At 71.7% G+C, this 24,198-nt stretch carries 20 protein-coding genes and 1 pseudogene; 11 read left to right on the top strand and 10 right to left on the bottom strand.

What is annotated here, in order from left to right; genetic code table 11:
• Nucleotides 1–23 precede the first annotated feature (23 nt).
• Complete coding sequence (locus tag Aco04nite_RS23020; protein ID WP_212999315.1) at nt 24–1,193, bottom strand: sensor histidine kinase; 1,170 nt, start codon at nt 1,191–1,193, stop codon at nt 24–26.
• 153 nt (nt 1,194–1,346) lie between these two features.
• On the opposite strand from Aco04nite_RS23020, the gene Aco04nite_RS23015 reads away from it, so the two are divergent.
• The 5 genes from Aco04nite_RS23015 to Aco04nite_RS22995 all read left to right on the top strand — a co-directional run bounded on the left by Aco04nite_RS23015 (nt 1,347) and on the right by Aco04nite_RS22995 (nt 6,294).
• Nucleotides 1,347–2,108: an ABC transporter ATP-binding protein gene (locus tag Aco04nite_RS23015; protein ID WP_212999314.1), complete on the top strand. Its 762-nt coding sequence runs from the start codon at nt 1,347–1,349 to the stop codon at nt 2,106–2,108.
• Nucleotides 2,105–4,669, top strand: a complete 2,565-nt coding sequence (locus Aco04nite_RS23010) for an FtsX-like permease family protein (RefSeq protein ID WP_212999313.1) — start codon at nt 2,105–2,107, stop codon at nt 4,667–4,669. The genes Aco04nite_RS23015 and Aco04nite_RS23010 overlap by 4 nt, the downstream gene beginning before the upstream one ends.
• Before the next feature lie 168 nt (nt 4,670–4,837).
• Nucleotides 4,838–5,518, top strand: coding sequence for a Crp/Fnr family transcriptional regulator (locus tag Aco04nite_RS23005; protein ID WP_212999312.1), 681 nt, complete (start codon nt 4,838–4,840; stop codon nt 5,516–5,518).
• A gap of 16 nt (nt 5,519–5,534) precedes the next feature.
• Nucleotides 5,535–5,849, top strand: coding sequence for a hypothetical protein (locus tag Aco04nite_RS23000; RefSeq protein WP_212999311.1), 315 nt, complete (start codon nt 5,535–5,537; stop codon nt 5,847–5,849).
• Nucleotide 5,850: 1 nt separating this feature from the next.
• Nucleotides 5,851–6,294 carry a hypothetical protein gene (locus tag Aco04nite_RS22995; RefSeq protein ID WP_212999310.1) on the top strand — a complete coding sequence of 148 codons (444 nt, stop codon included), beginning with the start codon at nt 5,851–5,853 and terminating at the stop codon, nt 6,292–6,294.
• 72 nt (nt 6,295–6,366) lie between these two features.
• Here the strand turns inward: Aco04nite_RS22995 and Aco04nite_RS22990 are convergent, their stop codons facing one another.
• The 8 genes from Aco04nite_RS22990 to Aco04nite_RS22955 form a co-directional block, all read right to left on the bottom strand.
• Nucleotides 6,367–8,319 carry a response regulator gene (locus Aco04nite_RS22990; RefSeq protein WP_212999309.1) on the bottom strand — a complete coding sequence of 651 codons (1,953 nt, stop codon included), beginning with the start codon at nt 8,317–8,319 and terminating at the stop codon, nt 6,367–6,369.
• 23 nt (nt 8,320–8,342) lie between these two features.
• Nucleotides 8,343–9,431 carry a chemotaxis-specific protein-glutamate methyltransferase CheB gene (gene cheB, locus Aco04nite_RS22985; protein WP_212999308.1) on the bottom strand — a complete coding sequence of 363 codons (1,089 nt, stop codon included), beginning with the start codon at nt 9,429–9,431 and terminating at the stop codon, nt 8,343–8,345.
• Entirely contained in the window at nt 9,428–11,551 is a 2,124-nt protein-coding gene (locus tag Aco04nite_RS22980) for a hybrid sensor histidine kinase/response regulator (protein ID WP_212999307.1), read from the bottom strand. The genes cheB and Aco04nite_RS22980 overlap by 4 nt, the downstream gene beginning before the upstream one ends.
• Complete coding sequence (locus tag Aco04nite_RS22975) at nt 11,548–13,014, bottom strand: HAMP domain-containing methyl-accepting chemotaxis protein (RefSeq protein ID WP_212999306.1); 1,467 nt, start codon at nt 13,012–13,014, stop codon at nt 11,548–11,550. Before Aco04nite_RS22975 ends, Aco04nite_RS22980 begins: the two co-directional genes overlap by 4 nt.
• Nucleotides 13,014–13,553, bottom strand: a complete 540-nt coding sequence (locus tag Aco04nite_RS22970; RefSeq protein WP_212999305.1) for a chemotaxis protein CheW — start codon at nt 13,551–13,553, stop codon at nt 13,014–13,016. The genes Aco04nite_RS22975 and Aco04nite_RS22970 overlap by 1 nt, the downstream gene beginning before the upstream one ends.
• On the bottom strand, nt 13,550–14,950 hold the full coding sequence (locus tag Aco04nite_RS22965; protein ID WP_212999304.1) for a CheR family methyltransferase: 1,401 nt from the start codon (nt 14,948–14,950) through the stop codon (nt 13,550–13,552). The genes Aco04nite_RS22970 and Aco04nite_RS22965 overlap by 4 nt, the downstream gene beginning before the upstream one ends.
• A complete protein-coding gene (locus Aco04nite_RS22960) occupies nt 14,947–15,423 on the bottom strand; it encodes a chemotaxis protein CheW (protein ID WP_244876217.1) in 477 nt (158 codons plus the stop codon). Before Aco04nite_RS22960 ends, Aco04nite_RS22965 begins: the two co-directional genes overlap by 4 nt.
• A gap of 65 nt (nt 15,424–15,488) precedes the next feature.
• Nucleotides 15,489–16,808 (bottom strand): acyltransferase family protein, encoded by a 1,320-nt coding sequence (locus Aco04nite_RS22955; protein WP_212999303.1) that lies wholly within the window; start codon nt 16,806–16,808, stop codon nt 15,489–15,491.
• Nucleotides 16,809–17,328: 520 nt separating this feature from the next.
• On the opposite strand from Aco04nite_RS22955, the gene Aco04nite_RS22950 reads away from it, so the two are divergent.
• The 3 genes from Aco04nite_RS22950 (at nt 17,329) to Aco04nite_RS22940 (ending at nt 19,545) form a co-directional block, all read left to right on the top strand.
• Nucleotides 17,329–18,096 (top strand): hypothetical protein, encoded by a 768-nt coding sequence (locus Aco04nite_RS22950; protein WP_212999302.1) that lies wholly within the window; start codon nt 17,329–17,331, stop codon nt 18,094–18,096.
• Between the two features lie 119 nt (nt 18,097–18,215).
• A complete protein-coding gene (locus tag Aco04nite_RS22945) occupies nt 18,216–18,638 on the top strand; it encodes a CAP domain-containing protein (RefSeq protein WP_212999301.1) in 423 nt (140 codons plus the stop codon).
• Between the two features lie 151 nt (nt 18,639–18,789).
• Complete coding sequence (locus Aco04nite_RS22940; RefSeq protein WP_244876216.1) at nt 18,790–19,545, top strand: L,D-transpeptidase family protein; 756 nt, start codon at nt 18,790–18,792, stop codon at nt 19,543–19,545.
• A 52-nt stretch (nt 19,546–19,597) separates the two neighbouring features.
• Here Aco04nite_RS22940 and Aco04nite_RS22935 read toward each other — a convergent pair whose 3' ends face one another.
• Nucleotides 19,598–19,780 carry a hypothetical protein gene (locus Aco04nite_RS22935; protein ID WP_212999335.1) on the bottom strand — a complete coding sequence of 61 codons (183 nt, stop codon included), beginning with the start codon at nt 19,778–19,780 and terminating at the stop codon, nt 19,598–19,600.
• 300 nt (nt 19,781–20,080) lie between these two features.
• On the opposite strand from Aco04nite_RS22935, the gene Aco04nite_RS22930 reads away from it, so the two are divergent.
• From Aco04nite_RS22930 to Aco04nite_RS22920, 3 genes and pseudogenes are all read left to right on the top strand, one after another.
• Nucleotides 20,081–21,409 carry an efflux RND transporter periplasmic adaptor subunit gene (locus tag Aco04nite_RS22930; RefSeq protein WP_212999299.1) on the top strand — a complete coding sequence of 443 codons (1,329 nt, stop codon included), beginning with the start codon at nt 20,081–20,083 and terminating at the stop codon, nt 21,407–21,409.
• Nucleotides 21,410–21,872: 463 nt separating this feature from the next.
• Nucleotides 21,873–22,539 (top strand): annotated as a pseudogene (locus tag Aco04nite_RS22925) (ABC transporter ATP-binding protein); the annotation flags it as partial.
• A gap of 313 nt (nt 22,540–22,852) precedes the next feature.
• Entirely contained in the window at nt 22,853–24,037 is a 1,185-nt protein-coding gene (locus tag Aco04nite_RS22920) for an ABC transporter permease (RefSeq protein ID WP_212999298.1), read from the top strand.
• Nucleotides 24,038–24,198: the final 161 nt, after the last annotated feature.

Below are 24,198 nucleotides of genomic sequence, written 5' to 3'. Positions count from 1 at the left end.
AGCCGGTCGAGGGTCAGAAACGGTCACCACGCTGTCGCCCGGTCGAGGGGGAGTGCCGCGTCGACCACCCAGCCGCCGTCGATGCCCGGCCCGGCGGTGATGCGGCCGCCGACCGCGCGGACCCGCTCCTGCAGGCCCACCAGACCGTACCCCGGTGCCTCGCGTGGCGGACCGGAAGCCTCGCCGTCGTTGGCGACCCGGACCAGGAGCCATTCGGGGGTACGCCGGATCCACACATCCGCGACCCGGGCGCCCCGCGCGTGCCGGCGGATGTTGGTCAGCGCCTCCATCACGACCCGGTACGCCGAGGTGGACACCTCGACGGGCAGGCCGGAAGTGTCCCCTTCCACGTGCAGGCGGGCGAGTGCGCCGCCGGCCGCGGTGAACTGCTCGAGCAGTGGTTTCAGCTCGTCCACCCCGGCGAGCGGTGCCAGCGGGGCGTCCGGTTCCGCGTCGGGATCGCGCAGGACACCGACCATGCGGCGCATCGACGCCATCGTCTCGGCGCCCGCGGACTCGATGCGCTCGAGGGCCTCGATCGCGCGTTGCGGGTCCTGCTCGGCGATGTACCGGGCGCCCTGGGCCTGCACGACGATGCCGGTGACGTGGTGGGCGATGAAGTCGTGCAGGTCGCGGGCGAATTCGGCGCGCTGCTCCGCGCGTACGGAATCCATCGCCCTTCGCCTGTTGCTCTCGATCGTCCGCAGGTAGACGCCCGCGCCGATGACGGCGGTCGCCGCGAGACCCTGGATCAGGCCGATGATGACCGAGTAGTAGCCGAGGCCGCCGCGCAGCGGCAGGAAGCCGACCGCCATCCCGAGCGCCAGGATCGCGCCGATCGACCAGCGCGGCTGACCTCGCCGGGCGACCACGTAGACGACCATGAGCAGGCCGGCCGTCTCGGCGAACCCGTAGCTGCGGGTCCCGGAGTCCGCCGCGGCGAGCCGCAGGGTCAGCAGCAGTGAGAACACGCTGACCGCGAGCGCGTTGATCGGCAGCCGTCGCGAGCCCTGCTGGTAGAGCGGCAGCCAGACGGCCGCCGTGGCGATCGCGCACAGCACCCGCAACAGGGCCGTCTGGATGCCCGCGTCCGTCAGTGTGCCGGCGGCCAGGTCGAACAGGCCCAGGCAGAACATCAGGAACAGGGCGACCACCTGGGCCGTCCGTACCAGCAGATTTCTTTGCGTCAGCATCGTGACCCAGCGTAATGGCTGGTCAGTCGCTCCCCATCGGCCGAAAGACAGATCCACGCCGGGCCGCGATCCCCGCTGCGGGCCGATGTGCGGGTATGCCCGGTTACCCCAGGCTGTGTCTCGTTGACTTCGCACAGAAATCTTGGAGGACCGATGCACCCGCTGCAGGCCCCGGACATCACCCAGGCGACAGCCGTCGCCGCGGTGGACCTGGTGAAGGTGTACGGCACCGGTGACACCGCCGTCCGTGCCCTCGACGGCGTCACCGTCGGCTTCGCCCGCGCCCAGTTCACCGCCATCATGGGTCCGTCCGGCTCGGGCAAGTCCACGCTGATGCACTGCCTCGCGGGCCTGGACACGGCCACGTCCGGCCGGGCACTGCTGGGCGGCACCGACCTGACCGCCCAGAGCGACCGGGTGCTGACCAAGGTGCGCCGCGAGCGGATCGGCTTCGTCTTCCAGTCGTTCAACCTGCTCCCGCAGCTGACCGCCGAGCAGAACATCCTCCTGCCGCTCGAACTCGCCGGGCGCAGCGCCGAACGCGGACTGCTGCAGCACCTGACCGAGTCGCTGGGTCTCACCGGCCGGCTCACGCACCGCCCCGGCGAGCTGTCCGGCGGCCAGCAGCAGCGGGTCGCGGTCGCCCGGGCGCTGGTATCGCGTCCCGAGGTCGTCTTCGCCGACGAGCCGACCGGCAACCTGGACTCGCGCTCCGGCGCCGAGGTGCTGACGTTCCTGCGCAACTCGGTGCGCGAGCTCGGCCAGACCGTCGTCATGGTCACCCACGACCCGGGCGCCGCCGCGTACGCCGACCGCGTCGTCATGCTCGCCGACGGACGCATCGCCGGGGAGCTCCACGACCCCGACCACGGCTCGATCGCCGCCGCTCTGCAGGAGCTGGGAGCCCGCCGGTGAAGGTCCTCGGAACCCAGCTCGCCGGCGTCGCCCGGCGCCCGGCGCGGCTGCTGCTGACCGGTCTCGCCGTGCTCGTCGCGTCGTTCGTCGTCTACACCAGCGTGCTCGCCCAGAGCATCGCCGAGCGGACCGTGCTCGACGGCCTCAGCGGCACCCCCGCCGCGGTCGACCTGCTCATCGGGGACAAGGAACTGCTCGGCGGCGTCCCGATCGACACCGGTCAGCTCGCGGCCGCCGCGAAGGTGCCCGGGGTCGCCGAGGCCGTCGGGCGGCTCAGCACCGACACCCAGATCGGCGGGGAGAACGGGCAGTACCTGGGCGTCGTCGCCGACCCCGGCAGCGGGCCGCTCTCGGCGGTGCGGACGACGCAGGGCGCGTACCCGTCGGCTCCCGGTCAGATCGCGGTCACCCCGCGCACCGCGGACCGGCTCGGCCTGCCCGTCGGCTCGACGGTCACCGTCACCACCGGCTGGGACGACGACGGCAAGCCGATCAAACCCGTGACACTCACCGTCACCGGGATGGTGGAGGGTCAGAACGACTACGGATTCATCGCGTACGCGCCCCTGAGCTCGGTCACCAAGCTCGACGGCACCGGCCGGCTGGAGCAGATCGACCTGCGCCTCGCCCCCGGCACCGACCCGGCCACCGTCCAGGCGGCGCTCCAGGGCATCGTCGACGCCGGCCCCCAACCCTCGGAGGGTCAGCCGCGGGCCTCGGTCGTCACCGGCGCCGAGATGCGGGCGAACGAGGCGCGCGAGGCCGCCGGCGACGTCGACCAGGTCTTCATCGCCGTCGACGTGTTCGTCGCGGTCGCGGTGCTCGCCGCCGGGCTGGTCGCCGCGTCGACGTTCCGGATCGTCTTCGCCCAGCGGATGCGCCAGCTCGCGTTGCTGCGGGCCATCGGGGCGGGCCGCGGCGCGCTCTGGCGAGCGCTCGCCGCGGAAGGGGCACTGACCGGGTTCGCGGTGGGTGTCGCAGGCGTGCTCCTCGCGGTCGCTGCCGGCTTCGGCATCCCTCCTTTGGTACGCGCGACAGGTACGAACCTCGCCTCCCCGACGCTGCCCCTGCTTCCGATGCTCGGCGTGGTCCTGCTCGCCGTGCTGATCACCGTCGTCGCCGTCATCGCCCCGGCGTTCTCCGCCGCCCGCGTGGCGCCCCTGGAAGCCCTGCGAGCGGCCGGCTCGACCCAGGGCAAGCGCGGCATCGGCGTCCTGCGCGGTGTCCTCGGCACCCTGACGGCGCTGGCAGCCGCCGCACCCGCGGTCTACGTGGCCACCAACCTGCCCGGCCGCGACCCCAAGGACTACAACCCCGAACCCATGCTGATGGCCGTCGTCGCCTCCGGTGCCCTCGCCTACCTCGCGCTGATCATGCTCGGCCCGCTGATCGTCCGTCCCGTCCTCGCCCTGTTCGGCCTGCCGCTGCGCCGCCTCGGCCCGGTCGGCCGGCTCGCCGTCGGCGGGGTCGGCGGCGCACCCCGCCGTGCGGCCGCCGTCTCCGTGGTCGTCGCGCTCGGCGTCACCCTGATCGCCGGCGTCGTCGTCACCGGCGCCTCGGTCCGGATCCTCGCCGACCGGGACCTTGCCGTCTCGTCCCCGGCCGACTTCGAGATCACCGCCCAGGGCGACGACCTGATCCCCGCGGACCTGCTCACCAAGGCCGGGCAGAGCCCCGACCTGGCCCACATCAGCGGCTACCGCCGCCTGCCCACGGTGCGGATCGCCGGCACCGACGCCGACATGCAGGCGGTCGACCTGAGCCTGACCACACTGCCCGCGCTGAAGAACCTCGACGTCCGCACCGGCACCCTCGCCGACATGGGCAAGGGCCGGATCGTGCTCACCGGCTTCGCCGCGGACTACACCGGCCTCGGCGCCGGCCAGACCACCACGCTGACCTCGGCCGGCCACAAGGTCCAGGTCATCGTCGCGGCGGTCCTGCCCGACAACGCACCCCTGCAGGCCAGCCTGCTGGTCGACCCCGCCGACCTGACCACGCTGGGTGCTCCCGCCGGGCTCACAGGGATGCTCGCGGACTCGGCGAAAACCGGCGAGGACGGGCGCAACGCGGCCCTGAACGCCGTGCAGAAACTGACCCAGGGGCGCGCCGGCCTGGGCATGGAGGTCCTCGCCGACCAGCGCGACCAGCTCAACGGCGTCCTCAACGGCGTCCTCGCGATCGCCATCGGCCTCGTCGGGCTCACGGTCCTCATCGCAGTCGTCGGCGTGGGCACCACCACGGCGTTGTCCGTCGTCGAACGCGTCCGCGAATCCGGCCTCCTCCGCGCCGTCGGCCTGTCCCGCGCCGGTCTCCGCACGATGCTGACCACCGAATCCGCGCTCTACGGCGTCCTCGGCGCGGCGATCGGCCTGCTGCTCGGCGTCCCGTACGCGTGGCTCGCCATCCAGTCCCTCGGCCTGCAGGCCCCGCTCGCACTGCCGGTATGGCAACTGGCCGCGGTCTTCGTCGCGCTGGTGGTGCTCACGGCGCTGGCCGGGGTGCTCCCCGCCCGCAAGGCCGCGAAGGTCAGCCCGGTGGCTGCCCTGGCAACCGACTGACCCGCGCCTGTCAGCGGCCTCCGTTCTCTCCCTCGCGGGTAGGACGGGGGCCGCTGCCTGTCGGCGGGCGTGCGAGTGCCGGTGCCGTGCCAGTGCCAAGATCACTGTAAGTAAATAAATAGTGGTGTTCTGTTGCTCTCGGTAAAGTGTAGTAATACACTTTCATCTATGGAAGATCAGTCATTGGAACGGGTACTGCCGCTCCTGACAGCGGAGGAGCTGGCCGAGCTGGAGAAGCTCGGTCACACGATCCATCGCTCCGCCGGTCACCCTTTCTTCCTCGAGGGCGAGCACGGTGACTTCGCCCTGCTGATCAGGAAGGGCCATGTCAAGGCGATGCGGGGTCGCCCGCCCCGCATCATCGACATCCGGGGCCCGGGCCAGATCGTCGGGGAGATGGCGGTCATCCGGACGAAGCCGCGGATGGCCTCGATCGTCGCCTTCGACGACGTGGAGGCTCTCTACCTGCCGGGTGGCCGCTGGCTGCAGTTCCTGTACGACCATCCGCGCGCGATGCACGCCCTGTTGGCGATGACGGACGACATGGCGGACCGGGCGACGATGAAGAACGTCGAGTCGGAGCTGGCCATCGAGCAGCAACTGGCGAAGCGCCTCATCGAGCTCGCCGACTCCGGGCTGGGCGAGACGGCCGCCGAAGGCACGGTGGTGCTGCGCCTGAGCCAGCAGGATCTCGCCGCGCTGATCGGCGCCAAGAAGCTCGATTCGGTAAAGAAGGTCATCGGCCGGTTGAAGGGCGCGGGCATCATCGGCACCGGCCGTCAGGTGATCACGGTTCTCCGGCCGTCCGCACTCCGTGAGGTCGCCAACGGCGATCTCACGGTCAACTGACGGGCGGGGAGGACATATGCCGGCGGGTCAGATCCTCGAGACCGCGCGCGATATCGCGCCGTTCGTCGCTGTGGCCGGCATTGTCGCGGGCTGTGTGACGTCGGTGCTGCGCACCTGGATCGTGCAGGCCGCGCGGACCCGCCGGTTCGACAGGGCCCTAGAAGGTTCCCGGCCGCACCAGCGGCGCGAGATCATCGTGGCATGCAGTCAGCTCGAAGGAAGGCCTCCGGCCGGTTCCGACGGCGGTACGGTGGACACGAAGCTGCCGGCCCCCCGATCGCTGATGCCCGGCCCTCGCGCCGGGCGCCGACGCGAGCGGCAGAGGAGCTGAAATGAACGAGGCGGCGCCGGCGGTGGACTTCACGGATGACCGGCTGATAAGACGCCTGGTCACACTCGTCGATTACCTCGGGCTCGACCGCCGCGATTTCGTCATCTTCGGAAGCGGCCCGCTGCTCGCGCACAACCTGCGCACCCGGGTGAGCGATCTCGACATCGTGGCGCGGGGGGCGGCGTGGCGCTGCGTCTCTCTGCACGGTATGACGGGCAGGGGCACCCACAACAACGCCCCGATGGCAGTGTTCTGGGGCGGCCTGATCCAGTTCTCTCAGGGCTGGATCTCCCCCGACTGGGACGCCGACGACCTCATCGACCGCGCCGAGACGATCCAGGGCCTGCCCTTTGCCCAGTTGACGGATGTTCTCCGATACAAGGAAGCGCTGGATCGCCGCAAGGATCGCCACGACATCCAGATCCTGCGTCCCTTGCTCAGCTAGCGGATACCCGGCGACGTCGATCAGCCCGCTCCGGCCGAGGTGGTGTCCACGAGCAGGCTGGGCTGGTGGCGGTCAGCGGGTGGGAGGGAGGGTGAACCAGAAGGTGGCGCCGCGGCCGTTTTCGCCCTCGGCGTGGATCTCGCCGCCGTGGCGTTCGACGGCGCGGTGGACGGTGGTGAGGCCGATGCCGGTGCCGGGGAATTCGTCGGCGCTGTGGAGGCGGGCGAAGGGGCGGAAGAGTTCGATGGCCTTGCCCGCGGGGAAGCCGGCTCCGTTGTCGCGGATGTGGTAGCGGGGGTTGTCGGCGGGGCCGGTCCAGCCGACGTCGATGACGGGGTGCTCGACCTTGCGGGTGAATTTGAAGGCGTTGTTGATGAGGTTCTCGAGGATGACGCGGACCAGGCCCTCGTCGGCGTCGGCGGTCATGTCCGGGGCGACCGTGAAGTCGACCTTGCGGCTCGGGTCGCGGGCCTCGACCTCGCCGATGACCTGCCAGGTGGTCATGGTCATGTCGAACTGCTGGCGGCGCAGGTCGCCGCGGCTGGCGCGGGCGAGCAGGAGCAGGGATTCGACGAGGTCGGCCATCCGGCCGGCGGCGGCGTGGATGCGCTGGATGCGGTGGCGGCCCTGCGGTCCGAGGGGTTCCTCGTCCTCGTCGAGCAGGGTCTCGGCGAAGCTGCTGATGATCTGCAGCGGGCCGCGCAGGTCGTGGGAGACCGAGCCGCTGAACGCCTCCAGCTCGCGGTTGCGCCATTCGAGCTCCTCGACCAGGGCGGCCCGGGTCTCGGCGAGCTGGCGGGCGGCGCGTTCGCCGGCGGCGTCGAGTTCGCGGCGCATGAGTTCCTCGCGGATGCGGCGGCTCTCGTCGAGGGACTGCTTGCGGCGGATCTGGGCGTGGACGTGGGCGCGCAGGGCCTGGGTGCCGTCGGCCCAGCGGACGTAGTCGTCGGCGCCGGCGGCGAGACAGTCGAGCAGGGCGTCGTCGTGGTCGCCGGTCATCACCAGGGGAGTGGCGCCGATCTGGGGGACCTCCTTGATGCGCATGCACGTCTCGCGGGCGCCGTCGCCGAGGCCGAGGACGATGCAGTCGACGGGCTGGGCGGCGAGCAGGTCGAGGGCGTCGTCGCCGTTGTCGGCGGCGACCACGTCGTAGCCGTCCTCGCGCAGGGCGTCGCCGAGCTCGGCCAGCCGGTGGCGTTCCCGGGTGACGGTGAGGACCTTGCCCGGGCCGTGGAGGCTGCCGATCGCCTCGAACGGCAGGCGTTCGGCGCTGGTGCGGACGACCGCGGCGAGTTTGGCGAGGACCACGGCGAGGTCCTGCTGCTTGCGGACGAACGCGTCGGCGCCCGCCTCGAGCATCTGCACCTCGGTCGCGTAATCGTCGGCGGCCGTCATCAGTAGGCAGGGCGTGTCGCGCAGCGCGGGGTCGAGCCGCATCCGGCGGATCACCGTGGCACCGTCGATGCCGGGCATGATCCCGTCGACGATGACCGCCTGCGGGCGCCGGTCCGCGGCCGTGCGCAGGCCCTCCTCACCCGACGCGGCGGTGATCACGGCGTACCCCTCGGGTTCGAGAAGCTCGCGCAGTTGCTCGCGGAAGGTCACGCTGTCATCGATGACCAGGACCGTCGTGGCCGAGGAGACCGGAACCTCGCCGTCGCCCAGCAGCTGGCGGCAGCGGCCGACGACATAGCCGGCGTCGTACGGCTTGCCCACGTACTCGTCGGCACCGGTGCGCAGCCCGTGCAACCGGTCCGCGACCTCGGCCTCACTGGAGAGCAGCACCGTGACCGTACGCTCACCGCCGGGCCGCGCGCGCAGTTCCCGGAGCAGCTCGACGCCGTCCGCGTCGGGCAGCAGCACGTCGAGCACGGCGACGTCGAAGCCGCCGTTCTCGAACGCCGCGCGGGCCTCTGTGCCGGTGGCGCAGAGGATCGTGATGAAGCCGTCCGCCTCGAACGCCTCGTGCAGATCCATCCGCACGGTGAGGCTGTCGTCGACGATCAGCACGACGGGGACACTCATCGCAGGCCGCCCGGCGGGGACGCTCATCGCAGGCCGCCCGGGGTACGGCTGGAGGCGCTGGACAGGGTGGCGAGCTGCGCTGAGATGCGGGCGGGCGCCATGATGTGCGCGGCGGCACCGAGCAGCGCGGCCTCGCGGGGCATGCCGTAGACGACGCAGCTCGCCTCGTCCTGCGCGAACGTCACCGCCCCGAGCTTGCGCATCCGCAGCAACCCCTCGGCGCCGTCGCGGCCCATCCCGGTGAGCAGGCATCCGGCGGCGGACGGGCCGTATTCCGTGGCCACGGACTCGAAGAGAACGTCCACCGACGGGCGGCACGAATGCCGCGGCGGGGCGCTGCTGAGCCGCAGGACGCCGTCGCGGATCAGCATGTGCCGGTCCGGCGGGGCCATAACCACCTGCCCGGTCAGCGAGCGGACCGGGGTGCCGTCGACGGCGTAGCTGACCGCGCGGCCGCTCTGCCCGGCGAGCCAGTCGGAGAACGCCACCGCGAACGGTTCGCTCGCCGCGATGTGCTGCACGCACAGCACGGGCGTACGGAATCCCGAAGGCAATGACCGCAACAGATCGGTCAGAGCGCCCGGCCCGCCGGTGGAAGCCCCGACGGCCACCAGCCGCAACGACGAAGGGTCGGGGACGGCGACGGGAGGGGCAACAGGAGCGGGGACAGGAGCGGATGAGGAGGTACGCCCGTCGAGTCGCGCCCGTGGATGGGTGATGACCCGGATGCGCGACACCAGGCGTACCGATGAGCAGAGCCTGCGCCCCCACCCGGCGTCGGAGGCGTCCCCGCGGGGTTTCTCCAGTACGTCGACGGCGCCGGCGGCGAGAGCGTTGTAGGTGCTGAACAGCTCCTGCCGGTCGGCGGACGACACGACGAGGATCGGCGTGGGGAACTCCGCCATGATGTGCTCGGTGGCGACCAGGCCGCTCATGGTGGGCAGCATCATGTCCATGGTCACGACGTCCGGGCGCAGCCGGCCGACCATGTCGACCGCCTCGCGCCCGTCGAGGGCCTCGCCGACCACCTGCAGGTCGGGGTCGGCGGCCAGCGACTCGCGCAGCAGGTGCCGCATCGTCGCGGAGTCCTCGACGACAACCACCCGGATCATGAGGGCACCAGCCTGCGGATGTGGGCGAGCAGCTCCTCCTGGTTGAACTCGCCCTTGACCACGTACGCGCTGGCCCCGGCCGCCGCACCCCGGGCCCGGTCCTCGGCGCTGGCCCGGGAGCTGACCAGGATCGCGGGCACGCCCGCCAGCTCCGGGTCGGCGCGGGTCTCCGACACGAAGGTGAACCCGTCGATCCCGGGCATGTCGATGTCGGTCAGGAACAGACAGAAGTCCCTGCTGCGGGCCTTTTCGAGGCCTTCTTCCCCCGAGGCGGCGACCTCCACCTCGTACCCGGCGGATTCGAGGATGCTGCGTTCGAGCATCCGGGTCGTGAGCGAGTCGTCGACGACCAGGATCGGCAGGCGCCGTGCGGCCTCGAGGGGTGCGGCACCGCCGTGCCCGAGCCGGGCGGTCTCGGCGACCAGCCCCTGCGCGTCCAGCACCAGCCGCGGGTTGCCGTCCAGGTCCATCGACACCCCGCCGATCACCGCGGCGGCCGGGGCCAGGGCCGGTAGCGGACGCAGCACCAGCGTGGACGTTCCCGCCAGCCGGTCGACCCCCACCGCCACGGCCTCCCCGTCCGCCTCGACGATCACCGCGACCCCCGGGCCGCCGCCCTCCGGGACGGTCGTGCCCGCGTACAGCGCCCGGGCCAGCGGCAGGAAGGGCACAGCCTCGCCGTCGTGCGCCATCTTCCCGGTGACGGCCGCGGCCGTCGCTTGTTCCGGCAGCAACCGCACACAGGTACGCACGGAGTCCAGCGGAACCGTCGCCACCGTCCCCGCGGCCTCGACGACCAGCCCGTGCAGCGACAGCAACGCCAGCGGCAGCACCAGCTCGATCGTGGTGCCCCCGCCCGCCTCGGTGCGCACGCCGACGTCCCCGCCGAGCTGGTCGGCGACGTCGCGGGCCACGTCGAGCCCGATGCCCCGCCCGGCCACCTCGGTCACGGTCGGGGACGTGCTGATCCCGCCGCGCAGCACCAGGTCGACGAGGGTCTGCTGGTCGGGCTCGGTGCCACCGGGCATCAGCAGCCCGCGCGCCTCGGCGGTGCGCCGGACCGCCGCCAGGTCGAAGCCACGTCCGTCGTCGGTGCACAGGAATGCCGCGTACCGTCCGCGCCGCTGGATCTCGACGACCACATGGCCCTCGGCGGGTTTGCCCGCGGCGGCCCGGACCTCGTCGTCCTCGATGCCGTGCACGACGGCGTTGCGGACCACGTGCAGCAGGGCGCCGTTGGCGAGCGCGAGCACCTGCGGGTCCATGCGCAGGTCACCGCCGCGCCCCTCGAAGCGGATCCGTTTGCCCTGCGCGTCGGCGGCGTCGCGGACCGCGCGGTGCAACGCCGTGAAGATGCTGGAGGCCGCGACCAGGCGCAACCGTTCGGCCCGGCCACGGACCTCGTCGAGCTCGCGTTCCACCTGCTCCACGGTGTCGGTGAGCCGGCGCCCGAGCATGCCCAGCTCCCCGGCGAGCCGCACGGCCGCGCTGCGGGCCGCCTCGGCCTGGCCGGGGGTGCGCCCCACCCGCAGCTGATAGGCCAGGGATTCCGCGGAGCGGTGCAACCGGTCGAGAGCGGTGCTCCCGGTCCGGAGCGGTGCGAACCGCGCGTGCGTCTCCCCGACGGCGTCCAGCAGATCGTCCACATCGGTGGTGGTGGCCCGCGCGACCGGTTCGTCCTTCTTGGCGACGGGCTTCGGAGCGGGCTTCGGTGCCGGCGCAGGCTCGGGCTTCGACTCCGCGCGTAGCTCAGGCGGCTCGGCGGGGGCTACCGCGGTCGCGGCGGCTGCGGCTTGCGCCGCGGCCGCGGCGGGTTCGAGCCGGGCGACGTACGCCTCGATCTCGTCGTTGAGCCGCAGCAGCTCGCGCATCTCGTCCGCGGGCAGCGGCCCCTCGTCCGTGCGATGCGGGACCAGCACCTCCTCGAACTTGTGCGCCCGGTCCGCGATGTCCTGCTGACGCACGACCCGCGCCGCGCCCTTGAGGGTGTGCGCGAAGCGCAGCAGCCGGGCGACCAGTTCGGTGCCCGGTTGCTGGTCGAGGTCGAGCACGCCCGCGCTGATCTGGTCGACCAGCTCGCGTGCCTCGATGCGGAAGTACCGCAGCGGGTCCTGGCTCATCGGCGACCGGTGCCCACCAGTTCGAGCAGGTCACCGGAGAGGTTGGACAGGTGCGCGGCGGTCTGCTTCGTCTGCACGGCGCTGGCCTCGGTCTCGCGGGTCACCCGCGCCGTGTCGCCGGCGGCCACGTTGACCTGCTCGACGGCGGTGGACTGCTGCGCGGTGGACAGCTCGATCTCGCGCGTCGCGTCGTTCGTGGTCGCCACCAGGTGCGCGATGCGCCGGAACGAGCCGGTCGCCTCGTCGAACTGCCGGGATCCCGCGTCGACGGACTTCGCGCCGATCTCGGTGGCCATCACTGTCGTGTTCACCGCACCGCGTACATCGTCGATGAGGGCCCGGATCTCCTTGGCGGAACCGGCCGTCCGGTCGGCGAGCTTGCGGATCTCCTCGGCGACCACCGCGAACCTGCGCCCCCACTCACCGGCGCCGCTGGCCTCGATCGTCGCGTTGATCGCCAGGATGTTCGTCTGCTCGGCCAGCTCCGAGACCAGGTCGACGACCCCGCCGATCTGCTGGGACTTCTCACCGAGCGCCAGCATGTGCTGCACGATCTGGTCCACCTGCGAGCGGATCGCGGAGATCGACGCCCGGGTCTGCTCGATCGTGGCGTCACCGTTGCGCGCCGCCTCCGACGTCTCCTCGGCGATCTTCGACACCCGCTGGGCGCTGTCCGCGATCTGCCGCGACGTGATCAGCAGCTCGCTGATCGTCGTGGTGATCTCGTTCATCGCGCTGGCCTGGTCACGCCCGCCGCTGGCCTGCTGCGCGGCGGCGGCCTCCAGCTCCGCCGACGAGCTCTGGATGTGCCCGACCGCGGCACCCACCTCCCGGCGCAGGTCCCGGCTCAGCCGCCAGGCCACCCCCGCCGCGAACGCCGTGGCCAGCAGGGCCAGCAGGATGATCAGCACGATCGCCTGGTTCGCGCGGTCGGTGGCGGACGTGCGGGCGGTGACGACGTCCGCGCGTACCCGTGTGGTCAGGTCCTTGATGGCCGTCTGCAGTGCCTTGCGCAGCGGGGTGACCGTCTCGTTGCTGGCCTTGCGGATCGGACCGAGGTCCGTGGTCTGCTGCCGGAGCGCGATGACCGCCGAGATCGCCTCGGCATGCTTCGCCTCGGTGGTGGTCACCGTGCTCAGCAGGGACTGGGCCGTCGAATCGGTGAGCGTGCTGCGCAGCTGGTTGACGATCTTCAGGAATTCGTCGCGGTCCGAGTTCGTGGCGTCCAGGTAGTCCTCGGTGTCGTAGAACAGGAAGCCGCGGTAGTCGCTGATCCGGCTCTCCGCCTCGGTGGTGAGGTGCTCCGCGGACACCAGGTCGTTGACCGCGAGGTTGATCGCGTCGTCCTTGGCGTGCACGACGACGGTCAGCGCGGTCACCGACGCCGTACCCATGATCAGGGTGAGCGCCACGGTGACCCCGAAGCCCAGCCAGAGCTTGTTGCCGAACGTTCGCTTGGCCATCATCGCTCCTCGAAGACATCCTGTGTGTGGCCGGTCAGCCGGTGCACGACGGCACGGGCGGCCGGAAGATCGACGATCGGGCGGGTCCCGCCGGGCAGCGGGACCATGCCGCGCAGCACGTCGCGCCCGTCATGGCCGTCCGGCTCCCCGACGATGACCGCGGCGCTCACCCGGACGTGCCCGTCGAGCTCGTGGAAGGCGAGCGCGAGCGGGGGAGAACCCGCGGCGAGCACCAGCCAGCGGGGACGCTCCGGGACGGGATGACCGAGCAGGGCGGCCAGGTCGTAGACGGGGACGATCGCGCCGCTGAAGCCGGCGACGCCGAGCAGGGCCGGTTGCGGGCCGGGCAGCGGCGTCACGGGGCGGTCCGAGTGCACCCCGGCGGCCTGGGCGAGACGCAGCGCGTACGGGCGGCCGCCGGCATGCACCGCGAGCAGCTCGGCGTGCTCCGCGTCGTGGCGGCGGGCCGGTTCGGCGAACGAGCGGTCGAAATCGGCGCGCAGCTCGGTCAGCCGGTCGGTCACTTCGGTCGGGCTCATCGGCGTACCCCACAGGCATCGAGCTCGGCCCGGCACAGAGTGGTCAGCGCGATGCGGCCGAAACCACCGCCGAACAGCGCGATCCGGTCCTCGTGCTCCTGGCGCAGCAGCGCCAGGGCCCGCTCCAGCTCCGGACCGGCCACCCGGTTCTCACCCCGGCGGCGGGCCAGCAGCCCCAGCCGCAGCCGCGGCATGGCGAAATCCTGATCCACGTACGCGGCCAGCCGGTACTGCTCGAGCGCCCCGGACACGTCGCCCGCACCCTCGAGGCAGACGGCGAGCTGGTGATGCGCGTCGGCGTAGAGCCCGTCGGTGTCGAGCAGGCGCCGGCAGATCGTCTCGGCGTCCCGCAGCCGCCCGGCCTGGGCCAGCAGCACCCCGTGCAGCAACCGCTCCCGTGGCTCCGGGCGCTCGGGCGGGTCCGTCTCGATCACGGTCAGCGCATCGGCGAACCGTTCGTCACGCAGCAGGCCCAGCGCGCGGTCGTACGCGTCGCTGTGTCTTGCCGGTTCTTTCGTCTCTGCGCGTTTCTCCACGCGAGGCGGGGGCATCGGTGCCGGAGCCGGCGGCGGCATCGTCGACACCGTGGAGCGGCGGTAGTAGAACGTGCGGTGCGTGTGCATCGGCTCGAGACCGTCGGGGCGGCTGCCGAGCGAGTCGGTGTGCCCGAGGAAGAGGTAGCCGCCGGTGGCGAGCGAGCGGGTCATCCTGCGTACCAGCTCCGCCTGCACCTCCGGCGTGAGATACATCAGCAGGTTCCGGCAGAAGATCACGTCGTACTGCTCGGCGCGCCAGAGCGACACGTCCTCGGTCGCCACGTTGTACTGCCGGAACTGCACCGTCGACCGGATGCCGGCGTCCAGCTCGTACAGCCCGTCCCGGGGGTGGAACCAGCGCTGGCGGATCGTGTCCGGGGTCTCCCGCAACGACCACGCGGAGTACCGGGCGGCGGCGGCGCGCTTGAGTACCGTCGGGCTCGCGTCCAGGCCCAGCACCGACACGATCCAGTCCGGGCCCGGCTGGAGCTCCCGGGCCACGATCGCCAGGGTGTACGCCTCCTCACCCGACGAGCACCCCACCGACAGCATCCGCAGCACCCGCTGGCTCGACCGGTCCTGGATCCGCTCGGGCAGCGCCGCCTCCTGCAGGGCCCGGAACTGCTCACCGTGCCGGAAGAAGTACGTCTCGTTGATCGTGAGTTCCTCGGCGAGCGCGTTCATCTCCGCCGGCCAGGGCCCACCGCCGGACAGCTTCGCGAGGTACGCGGCCTGGTCCAGCCGCGCCGCGCCGGCCCGCTTCGCGAGCACCTGGGCCAGCTGCGGGCTGTCACTCGGATCGAAGACCCAGCCCAGCTTCGCGGAGAGCACCGCCCGGAACCGCTCGACGTCAGCGCTCATGCCGCGGCCGCCGCCCACACCTCGTCGGGGACCAGGCGCATGCTCTGCAGCAGCAGCACCGGTTCCGCGTCGATCGTCCCGATCGCGGCCACGAGGCGGGCCGGGGCGTCACCGAGCAGCGCCTCCTGCCGGCCGGCGGTGTCCGCGGCGACCGGGCGTACGCCGCCGATGGCCCCGGTCGCGAACGCCACCGGGCCGCGCTCGGTCCGCACCGCGACGAACCGCACGACCTCGGCCTCGCCACCCCCGAGCAGCCGCGCCACATCCACCACCAGGGTGGGCACGCCCCGCATGATGCAGATGCCGCTCACGTACGCCGGGGTGCCCGCGAGGGGGTGGGTGGCCAGCGGCCGCATGGTCTCGATGACCTCGTCCAGCCGCAGCGCACACAGCAGCGAACCCGCCCGGAACACCAGCGACGGCACACCGGCAGGCGTCCCTGCCGGTGGCACCGTCTGTCCGGGCTGCCCCATCGCCTCAGGCTAGCGGGCAATTACCCCGCATCGGTGAGAATGTTTCATTCCGCCCATCTCGTCGTTCAATGCTTCTCGGGCTGGCTGAACCAGGTGACCGAGGGCTCCTCCTCGGCGTGGAGCTCGGGCCCCGGTTCGTGGACCGGGCCGTACCGGTCGAGCGGGCCGTCGTGATCCTCGACCGGGCGGCGCTGCTCCGGCGTCCCGATCCCGATCGACAGGGTCGGCTCATCCTCGTAGATGTCACCCGCGACGTCCGGGCGTGCCTGCTGTATCGGCGTCGCCGGCGGGGTGGCCGGTGCGCCTGGACCGCCGCCATCGCCGCCGGGCGTGGCTCGGGCGGTGGCCGGCGCCGCGGGCCAGAGCCGGGGCTTCCTCCTGGCGGCGAGATCCTCCGCCCAGCCGAACGCCAGCACCGCGACCCCCGTGAGCAGCAGCGTCATGGCCAGCTCGATCGGCCCCTCCATGCCGCCGCTCAGATCGTCGAGCGCCAGCACGGTCAGCACCGGCCAGATCGCCGCGATCGCGATGTTGTGCCACAGGTAGATCGTCACGGCCCGCCCGTTGAGCAGCGTCACCGTCCGGTCGAGCGGCCGCACGTACGTCAGCCACGTCATGTCCGGCCGCCAGCGCAACGCCAGGATCACGAACGCCACCGACCAGAGCGCCTGCGCCTCGGGCAACTCGTTCAGGTCGTAGTCGGTGTCCGCCCCGTGCCCGTGCAGCCAGTACAGAGCCGCGGCACCCAGCACCGCCACCAGCGGATACGCGATCCCCGCCCGCAGCCGGAACAGCCGCCCGTCATGATGCGCGAACCCGGCGACCCAGCACGCCCCGTACGTCACAAAATCCCACATCGCCGAGTCCGCCCGCCCGAACGGCAACGAGAACCCGGTCCGGTCCAGCACCGCCAGCAGCACCAGCGGGGTGGCCACCGCGAACCACCCGGTCTTCTTGTAGGCGAGATACATCAACGGCGACAACACCACGAACCACAGGTACGCCCGGATGTACCAGAGCGGCTCCCACGCGTCGATGCCCGCGATGCTGCCCGGCGGATCACCGACCGGCAGGATCCACAGCCCGAGCTTCCAGCTCCACGGCGACTCACCGCCGTCCTGCCCGGCCCACCCCAGATAGATCATGAAAGGTACGGCGAGCGCCCCGAGCAGCCACAACGGTGGCAGCAGGCGGCGCAGCCGGGAGGTCACGACCTTCCCGGCGGAACGCTTGTCGAGAGAGGCGGCTGTCAGCGAACCGGCCAGCGCGAACATGATGCCCATCGCAGGCAACAGAATCGACAGCCACGGCCAGCCGAACAGGTGGTAGACCACGACCCGCAGGATGGCGGCGGCGCGGAGCAGATCCAGGTAGCGGTTACGCACCGCGAAACGGTAGCTACGCCAGGCGGTCGCCAGGGACCGTCCGCACGGTCGCCAAGTTCACCTCCCCGGCTTACCCCGCAAGAATGAAGTGTCCCATTTGTCCGTGCGACTGTGCGATGCCCACCCACCCCGCACCACCCCCAAAGATCCAGCTCAACCCCCCATTTCACGGTACGCCCGAAGCCCGCCCACCGCCCCCGCCCGCAGTCACCGTCGCCCGGCCCCGCCGTTGGTCCCCGGCAAGGCGACCGCCCCTCCGGCGCCGCCGCGACCTGAGAGGCCAACGCCATGCGCCAACCCCTCGTCGTCTCCACCACCGCGGCCGCAGCCATCCTCACCGGCGCCATCCTCATCACCACCGGCCCCCTGTCCCCATCCCACCCCGACCGCACCACCCAGTCCGATCCGACCGGCCGGGCCGTCGCGCCACCCGCGGCTGCCCCCTCCCCGGCCGGATCCAACGCCGCCGGCTTCTCCGGGACCGGCCGGGATACCGCCGGCTCACCTGCCGCGGGGCCGGGTGCCGCCGCCGGGCCAGGTGCTGCTGGGCCGGGTGCTGCCGGGTCGGGTGCTGCTGGGCCGGGTGCTGCCGGGTCGGGTGCTGCTGGGCCGGGTGCTGCCGGGTCGGGTGCTGCTGGGCCGGGTGCTGCTGGGCCGGGTGCTGCTGGGCCGGGTGCTGCTGGGCCGGGTGCTGCTGGGCCGGGTGCTGCTGGGCCGGGTGCCGCCGGGCAGGGTGCCGCGGGGCCGGGTGCCGCGGGGCCGGGTGGTGCCGGGTCGGGTGCTGCGGGGCCGGGTGGTGCCGGGTCGGGTGCCGCCGGGCCGGGTGGTGCCGGGTCGGGTGCCGCCGGGCAGGGTGCCGCGGGGCCGGGTGCCGCGGGGCCGGGTGGTGCCGGGTCGGGTGCTGCGGGGCCGGGTGCCGCGGGGCCGGGTGGTGCCGGGTCGGGTGCTGCGGGGCCGGGTGGTGCCGGGCCGGGTGGTGCCGGCTCACCTGTCGGCGGGCTGGACGCCGCCGGTTCGTCCGCGGCCGGATCGGGTGCCGGCGGTTCGTCCGGGGCTGAGCCAGGTGCCGCCGGCTCGTCCAGGGTCGGGCAGGGTGCCGCCGGCTCGCCTACCGCCGGGTCGGGCGCTGCCGGCTCGTCCGGGGCCGGCGCCGGTGACCCCGGTTCGCCCGGCTTCGAGTCGGACGCAACTGCTTCACCCGGCAATCAATTGCGTGCAACTAAATTGCCCACAACTAAATTGGGCACAACTAAATTGCCCACAACACATCTGCCGGCGGGTGCTCTGAGCGCGCTTTCCGGCGTACAGAAAATATCTCTGGAAATAGCCGCAATTACGGCAATAACCCGTAATGCCGCGAAGAAGGCAGCTCAGGAAATCCGCGACGAACCGGGGGAGCGGCGGGCGGTGATCGCCGAAGGCGGCGATCCCGACGGCGACGTGCAGCGGCAGGCCCTGAAGCTGATCAACGCGCACCGCCAGGCAGGCGGGTGTGCGGATCTGGGGCTGGACCGCAAGCTGATCGCCGCGGCCGACGGTCACGCAGCGGATATGGCCCGTCATGACTATTTCGCGCATGAGGACCGCTCCGGAGCGCAAGCGGGGCAGCGCCTCGATCACGCAGGGTATCGATGGCGGCGTTACAGCGAGAACATCGCGCGCGGTCAGAGCAGCGTGCGTGCGGTGGTCGACGCCTGGTGGCACAGCCCGGCGCACCGGGAGAACATCATGGACTGCGGGCTGCGGGAGACCGGGTTCGGGCTGGCGTTCGCCGCGGACCGGACCCCGTTCTGGGTGCAGGTTTCCGCAGTGCCAATAACGACGTCGTAACGAGTTTCTTGAGGGTTTTGCGCGGCTTATGACCTTTGGCCTGGCGGTCCTGGACTCCCGGGTTCGTGCCAACGGTCATGCGGCGGATTCGGATCGTCGCACCGGTGTGTTTCGATGTGCGGACACATCTCCTCGGGAGGACGTTTTGGGAGTGCAGCGGGTTTCCGCACGCCTCGCCGTTGCCGCGCTTGCGGTGGCGGTCTGCGGTGGCCTGGGCGCTGCCGTGCTGGCACCGGGTGTGGCTTCGGCCGCGCCCCGGACCGTCAGCGCGGCACCGGTTGCCGCAGTTGTCGTCACGAAGGCCGCCGCGGCTTCGTGCGCCACCGGCAAGTACCAGAAGCAGGTCGAGGGCTACCTCAAGAAGATCGGTGGCTTCGGCGCCGTCTCGGTCGACGGCAAGCAGTCCGCCGCCGACTGCTCGGCGATCAAGAAGTTCCAGAGCCGGTTCGGCATCAAGCCGGCCCAGGGACTCGCCGGCCCGACGACGTTCGGCGTGGCCAAGCGGCTCGCCGACACGAAGACGTCGGCGTGCAAGGCGAAGAAGTCGGGTCTCACGTTCTGCGTGGACCTGACGCACCAGACCACGTTCGTGATGAAGAACGGCAAGGTCTACAAGAAGCCCACTGTGATCCGCAGCGGCATGAAGGGTCACCGGACGCCGGCCGGGACCTACAAGATCAACAAGCGCACCAAGAAGGAATGGTCGAACCCCTACTCGGTGTGGATGCCCTACTGGCAGCGTTTCGTCGGTGGTATCGGTTTCCACCAGACGACCACGTACATCCATGACGCGTGGCGTGGTTCGCACGGCTGCATCAACATGCTGCCGGCCGACGCCAAGGCCTACTACGGCATCGGCAAGATCGGTTCCACGGTGAAGGTCTACGGGCGCCGTTCCGGCACCTGATTCTCACCCCAGGAAAGGCCCGTCGGTCTCGGCCGGCGGGCCCTTTCTGTCCCTATTCATGTACGCAGTGAGCGTGCACGGTCAGCACATCGTGCCCCGCGAACGCCTGCTCGTCGCCGGACGCGGTCACCACCGTCAGGCCGTCGCGGCTCAGCATGTAGGTGACGTCGGTGAAGATGCTCACCGTGTCGTCGTGGTGCACGACGGTCAGTTCGTCGGCACGGATCATCGTCATCTTCCTTCACGTACGCGGATGGGCACCGTGACGGGGATTACGAGCGCGAGGGGGCGCACGGTTCAATTCGCAGACCAGCCTCGCACGCCATCGTGGGCGGCGCCGTCACCTTCCGGCCGGCCGCCACGCCGACAATCCGACACGGGCCCGGTATCAGCCCCCACGTCCGATTTCGATCAGCGCGTACGGTTCGGCGCTCCCCGCGTACCCTCCATCTCCGTCTTTTCTGGCCAGCTCTTATCGGCCGCCGGGCGCTGACGTCGAGAATTGTTGTCGGTGGCTGCCCATAGAGTGGCGAACGTGTCCCGATCCCCCCGGCGCACCATCGCTGTCCTGGTGGCGTGCGTCCTGCTGCCACCGCTGTCCGCGGCCTCCTGCGGCGACGAGCCCTCCGGCGTCACCGTCGGCGCGGCGACCCGCGGCACGGTCGCCGAGGTCGTGGAGGCCTCCGGTGCGGTCACGGCCCGCGCCGCCGCGACGGTGACCTCACCGGCCGGCGGCACCCTCGGCTCGCTGCTGGTCGAGCCGGGCGGCACGGTGAGAAAGGGTCAGGTGATCGCGATCATCGATTCTCCCGCCACCGAGCAACGCCTCGACGCCGCCACCGAAGCCCTTGACGCGACCTCCTCCGGCACCGTCTCCACCGGCGGCAGCACGTCCTCCTACGTCGCCGCCCGCGCAGAGACGGACGCGAACGCGGCCGCTGCCTTCGAGCAGGCCCGCGCCGCCGCCGACAAGATCACCGACCCGGTCCTCCGGGCGGCGCTGCGCACCCAGGCCGACGCCGCCCAGACCCAGTACCAGGCGATCTCCGACGCGGCCGGCTCCGCGGTCCGCTCCCTGCAGCGCGGCGTGGCGAGCGTGGGGGAGGCCGTCAACGCCCTGACCGCGGCCCAGCGCCTCCAGGCCCAGCAGGCTTACGACCTGGCGGGCGCGGCCGTCGACGCCCTCACCCTGCACGCCCCGGTCTCCGGCGTGGTCCAGCTCGGCGGCACCGGCTCGGCAACCGCGCCGTCCCTCACCGACCTGATCGCCAACGCCGACCCCGCCGCCGCGGCGGCTGCCCCCGGCGCGCTCCCCGGCATCGACGCCGCCGTCCCCGAGGGAGCACCGGTCGCCCCCGGCACCGCCATCGTCACGATCGTCGACACGGCCCGCCTGGGCGTCACCGCCGAGATCGACGAAACCGACGTCCTCCTGGTCAGCACCAAGACCAAGGGCACCATCGAGCTCGACGCGGCCCCCGGCATCACCTACCCCGCCACCGTCCGCGCCATCGACCTCCTCCCCACCACCTCAGCCCGCGGCGGCGTCTCCTACCGCGTCCACCTGACCCTGGCCAAACCATCCGCCGACGACACCCCCACCCCCCGCCCCGGCATGAGCGCCATCGTCCGCCTCAACGTCCGAGAAGCCACCGACGCCATCACCGTCCCGGCAAGCGCCATCCTCTCCACCAACGGCCACGACACCGTCTGGACCATCCGCGCCGGCAAAGCCACCCAAACCCCGGTCACCCTCGGCGTCCAGGGCGAAGACACCGTCCAGATCACCACCGGCCTCACCCCCGGCGACCCCATCGTCACCACCGGCACCGACCAAGTCACCCCCGGCCAATCCCTCCCATGACCCACCCACCTCAGGCCCCGCATCCTCCGCCTTTGTCGCCTCCGGCCTTGCAGCGTCCGGCCTTGCAGCGTCCGGCCTTGCAGCGTCCGGCCTTGCAGCGTCCGGCCTTGCAGCCTCCGGTCCTGTCGCCTCCGGTCCTGTCGCTTTCGGCCCTGTCGCCTCTGGCCTCGCATCCTTCGCCTTTGTCGCCGTCGTCTTTGTCGCCTCAGGCGTTGCAGTGCCCGGCTTTGTCGGCTCCGGCCCTTTCGCCTCCGGTTTTGATGCCTCCGGCCACCCTGCCTTCCGCCTTGCCCTCCTTTCGCCGGCTTGCCTTATCGTCTGGCCGGGACCAGCCTCGTCGCCTCCCGTCTCTCAGCCTCTTCCCCCGAGCTCGGGGCGTGACGGGAGCCGGGTGGGCGAGTCCGACGGGTTGCTGCGCGCGATCGTGGCGGGGAAGGTGAGCCAGGTGGAGGGCCCCGGCGGTTTGCCGCCGGCGATCGTGGCGCGTGACGTGACGCGGACGTATGAGCTCGACGGGGTGTCGGTGAGCGCCCTGCGGGGTGTGTCGCTGACCGTGGCGGCGGGCGACTACGTGGCCGTGGTCGGGACCTCGGGCTCGGGCAAGTCGACGCTGATGCACCTGCTGGGCGGCCTCGACCGGCCCACCTCCGGCACCCTGCTGATCGGCGGCCGTGACGTGTCGACGCTGTCCCCGCCCGACATGGCCCGGCTCCGCAACGAGGTCATCGGCTTCGTTTTCCAATCGTTCCACCTGCTGCCCCGCACGACAGCCCGGGACAACGTCGCCCTGCCCCTGGTCTACCGCGGCCTCGGCCGCCGCGAACGCCGGGCCCGCGCCGCCGACCTCCTGCACCGCGTCGGCCTGGGCCACCGCATCGACCACCGCCCCAACCAGATGTCCGGCGGCGAACAACAACGCGTCGCCATCGCCCGCGCCCTGGTCACCAACCCCTCGGTCCTGCTCGCCGACGAACCCACCGGCAACCTCGACACCACCACCGGCGAAGCAATCCTCACCCTCCTCGAATCCCTCAACACCGAAGGCGTCGCCGTGGTCCTGGTAACCCACGACCGAGAAGTAGCCGCCCGAGCCCACCGCCGCATCGAAATGCGCGACGGCCTCATCGTCCCGCCCACCTCGGCCGTCCCGCCGATCTCAGCCGTTTCGCCCACCTCGGCCATGCCGTCCATCTCGGCGGTTCCGGCCACCGAAGCTCTCCCGGCCACGGACGCTATCCCGGCCACGGACGCTCTCTCGCCCACCTCGGCCGTTTCGCCTGCTGGGGCTGTTTTACCTGATGAGGACGTTTCGCCTGGCGAGGCTGTCCTGCCTGGCGAGTCCGAGACGGTCGGGGAGGCTGCGTCGCCCGCGGTGCCCACCGCTTCGTCTGGCGGGGTGGCGGGGCCGGGCAAGGATGCCGCGCCGGCTGCCGGGGGCGCGGTATGAGGCTTGCTGAGGCGTGGCGGGTGGCGCTGGATGCTTTGCGGGCGAATCGGTTGCGCAGTGTGCTGACCATGCTCGGCGTGGTGATCGGGGTGGCTGCTGTGGTGGCGCTCGTGGCTATCGGGACGGGGACGAAGCAGCAGATCGAGCAGCAGGTGGAGGGGCTCGGGTCGAATCTGCTGATCGTGGTGCCGGGGCGGCTGGAGGCCGGGGCGGCGCCGTCGGTCTCGACGTTGTCGCTGGATGATGTGGATGCGGTGGGGCGGGTGGTGGGGGACCGGTCGCGGGTGGCCGTGACGATCGCGTCGGGGGAGACCGTGCGGGCCGGGAGCCGGGAGGCTTTTGCCAGTATGCAGGGGGTGCTGGAGACCACGCCGAGCGTTTTCGTGCGGCGGCTCGACCGGGGGAGCTACTTGACGCGGTCCGATGTGAACACCGCGCGGCGGGTGGCGGTGCTCGGGGCCGGGGTCGCGGGACAGTTGTTCGGGGACCGGGACCCGATCGGGCGCCAGGTGACCATCGGCGGGGTTCGGTTCCGGGTCATCGGGACGTTCGAGCCGCTCGGGCAGAGCCTCGGCGTGGACCGGGACAGTGAGGTGCACGTGCCGGTCACCGCGGCGCAGCGGCTGCTCGGCACCGACCGGGTCGACGCGCTGGCCATCCGGGCGCCTGACCGGGAGCGGATCACCAAGTTGAGCAGCAATGTCGTCGCCACGCTGACGCAGCGGCATCCGGGCACCGACTTCAGCGCCGTGACCCAGGAGCAGATCCTCGGGGTGCTGGGCGACATCCTCGGGGTGCTCACCGGGGTACTGGCCGCGATCGCCGGGATCAGTCTGCTCGTCGGCGGGGTCGGCGTCTCGAACATCATGCTGGTCTCGGTCCGCGAACGTACCCGCGAGATCGGCCTGCGCAAGGCGGTGGGTGCGCGTCCCCGCGACATCGGGTTGCAGTTCCTGCTGGAGGCGGTGCTGCTCACCACGATCGGCGGGGTGCTGGGGATGGCGCTGGGCATCACCGCGGCGCTGCTGGTGGACCGGCTCTCCCCGGTCCCGGCCGCGGTCACCTGGTGGTCGCTGGCCCTGGCATTCGGCGTCTCGGCCGCGGTCGGCATCGTCTTCGGCGTGGTCCCGGCCCAGCGCGCCGGCCGCCTCGACCCGGTCGAAGCGTTGCGCACCGAATGACCGGCTGGCCAGCTGCGTCCCGGTCGAAGCGTTGCGCGCCGAGTGACCTGCCGGCCGACTGCGCCCCGGTCGAAGCGTTGCGCACCGAATGACCAGCCGGCCGACTACGTCCATGGCGCCGCGCTGAAAAGCTCGGCCTGGAATGTGCGAAGCGGTGGCAG

Origin of the sequence: Winogradskya consettensis, from assembly GCF_018332715.1 — a bacterium.
GTDB lineage: Bacteria > Actinomycetota > Actinomycetes > Mycobacteriales > Micromonosporaceae > Actinoplanes > Actinoplanes consettensis.
This window is presented reverse-complemented; position numbering and strand designations above follow the sequence as displayed.

Bases quoted from the DNA above. Each gene is read 5' to 3' on its own strand.
- Aco04nite_RS23020 (WP_212999315.1), bottom strand. From the start codon at position 1,193: ATGCTGACGCAAAGAAATCTGCTGGTACGGACGGCCCAGGTGGTCGCC.
- Aco04nite_RS23015 (WP_212999314.1), top strand. From the start codon at position 1,347: ATGCACCCGCTGCAGGCCCCGGACATCACCCAGGCGACAGCCGTCGCC.
- Aco04nite_RS23005 (WP_212999312.1), top strand. From the start codon at position 4,838: ATGGAAGATCAGTCATTGGAACGGGTACTGCCGCTCCTGACAGCGGAG.
- Aco04nite_RS23000 (WP_212999311.1), top strand. From the start codon at position 5,535: ATGCCGGCGGGTCAGATCCTCGAGACCGCGCGCGATATCGCGCCGTTC.
- Aco04nite_RS22995 (WP_212999310.1), top strand. From the start codon at position 5,851: ATGAACGAGGCGGCGCCGGCGGTGGACTTCACGGATGACCGGCTGATA.
- Aco04nite_RS22990 (WP_212999309.1), bottom strand. From the start codon at position 8,319: ATGAGTGTCCCCGTCGTGCTGATCGTCGACGACAGCCTCACCGTGCGG.
- cheB (WP_212999308.1), bottom strand. From the start codon at position 9,431: ATGATCCGGGTGGTTGTCGTCGAGGACTCCGCGACGATGCGGCACCTG.
- Aco04nite_RS22980 (WP_212999307.1), bottom strand. From the start codon at position 11,551: ATGAGCCAGGACCCGCTGCGGTACTTCCGCATCGAGGCACGCGAGCTG.
- Aco04nite_RS22975 (WP_212999306.1), bottom strand. From the start codon at position 13,014: ATGGCCAAGCGAACGTTCGGCAACAAGCTCTGGCTGGGCTTCGGGGTC.
- Aco04nite_RS22970 (WP_212999305.1), bottom strand. From the start codon at position 13,553: ATGAGCCCGACCGAAGTGACCGACCGGCTGACCGAGCTGCGCGCCGAT.
- Aco04nite_RS22965 (WP_212999304.1), bottom strand. From the start codon at position 14,950: ATGAGCGCTGACGTCGAGCGGTTCCGGGCGGTGCTCTCCGCGAAGCTG.
- Aco04nite_RS22960 (WP_244876217.1), bottom strand. From the start codon at position 15,423: ATGGGGCAGCCCGGACAGACGGTGCCACCGGCAGGGACGCCTGCCGGT.
- Aco04nite_RS22935 (WP_212999335.1), bottom strand. From the start codon at position 19,780: ATGACGATGATCCGTGCCGACGAACTGACCGTCGTGCACCACGACGAC.
- Aco04nite_RS22920 (WP_212999298.1), top strand. From the start codon at position 22,853: ATGAGGCTTGCTGAGGCGTGGCGGGTGGCGCTGGATGCTTTGCGGGCG.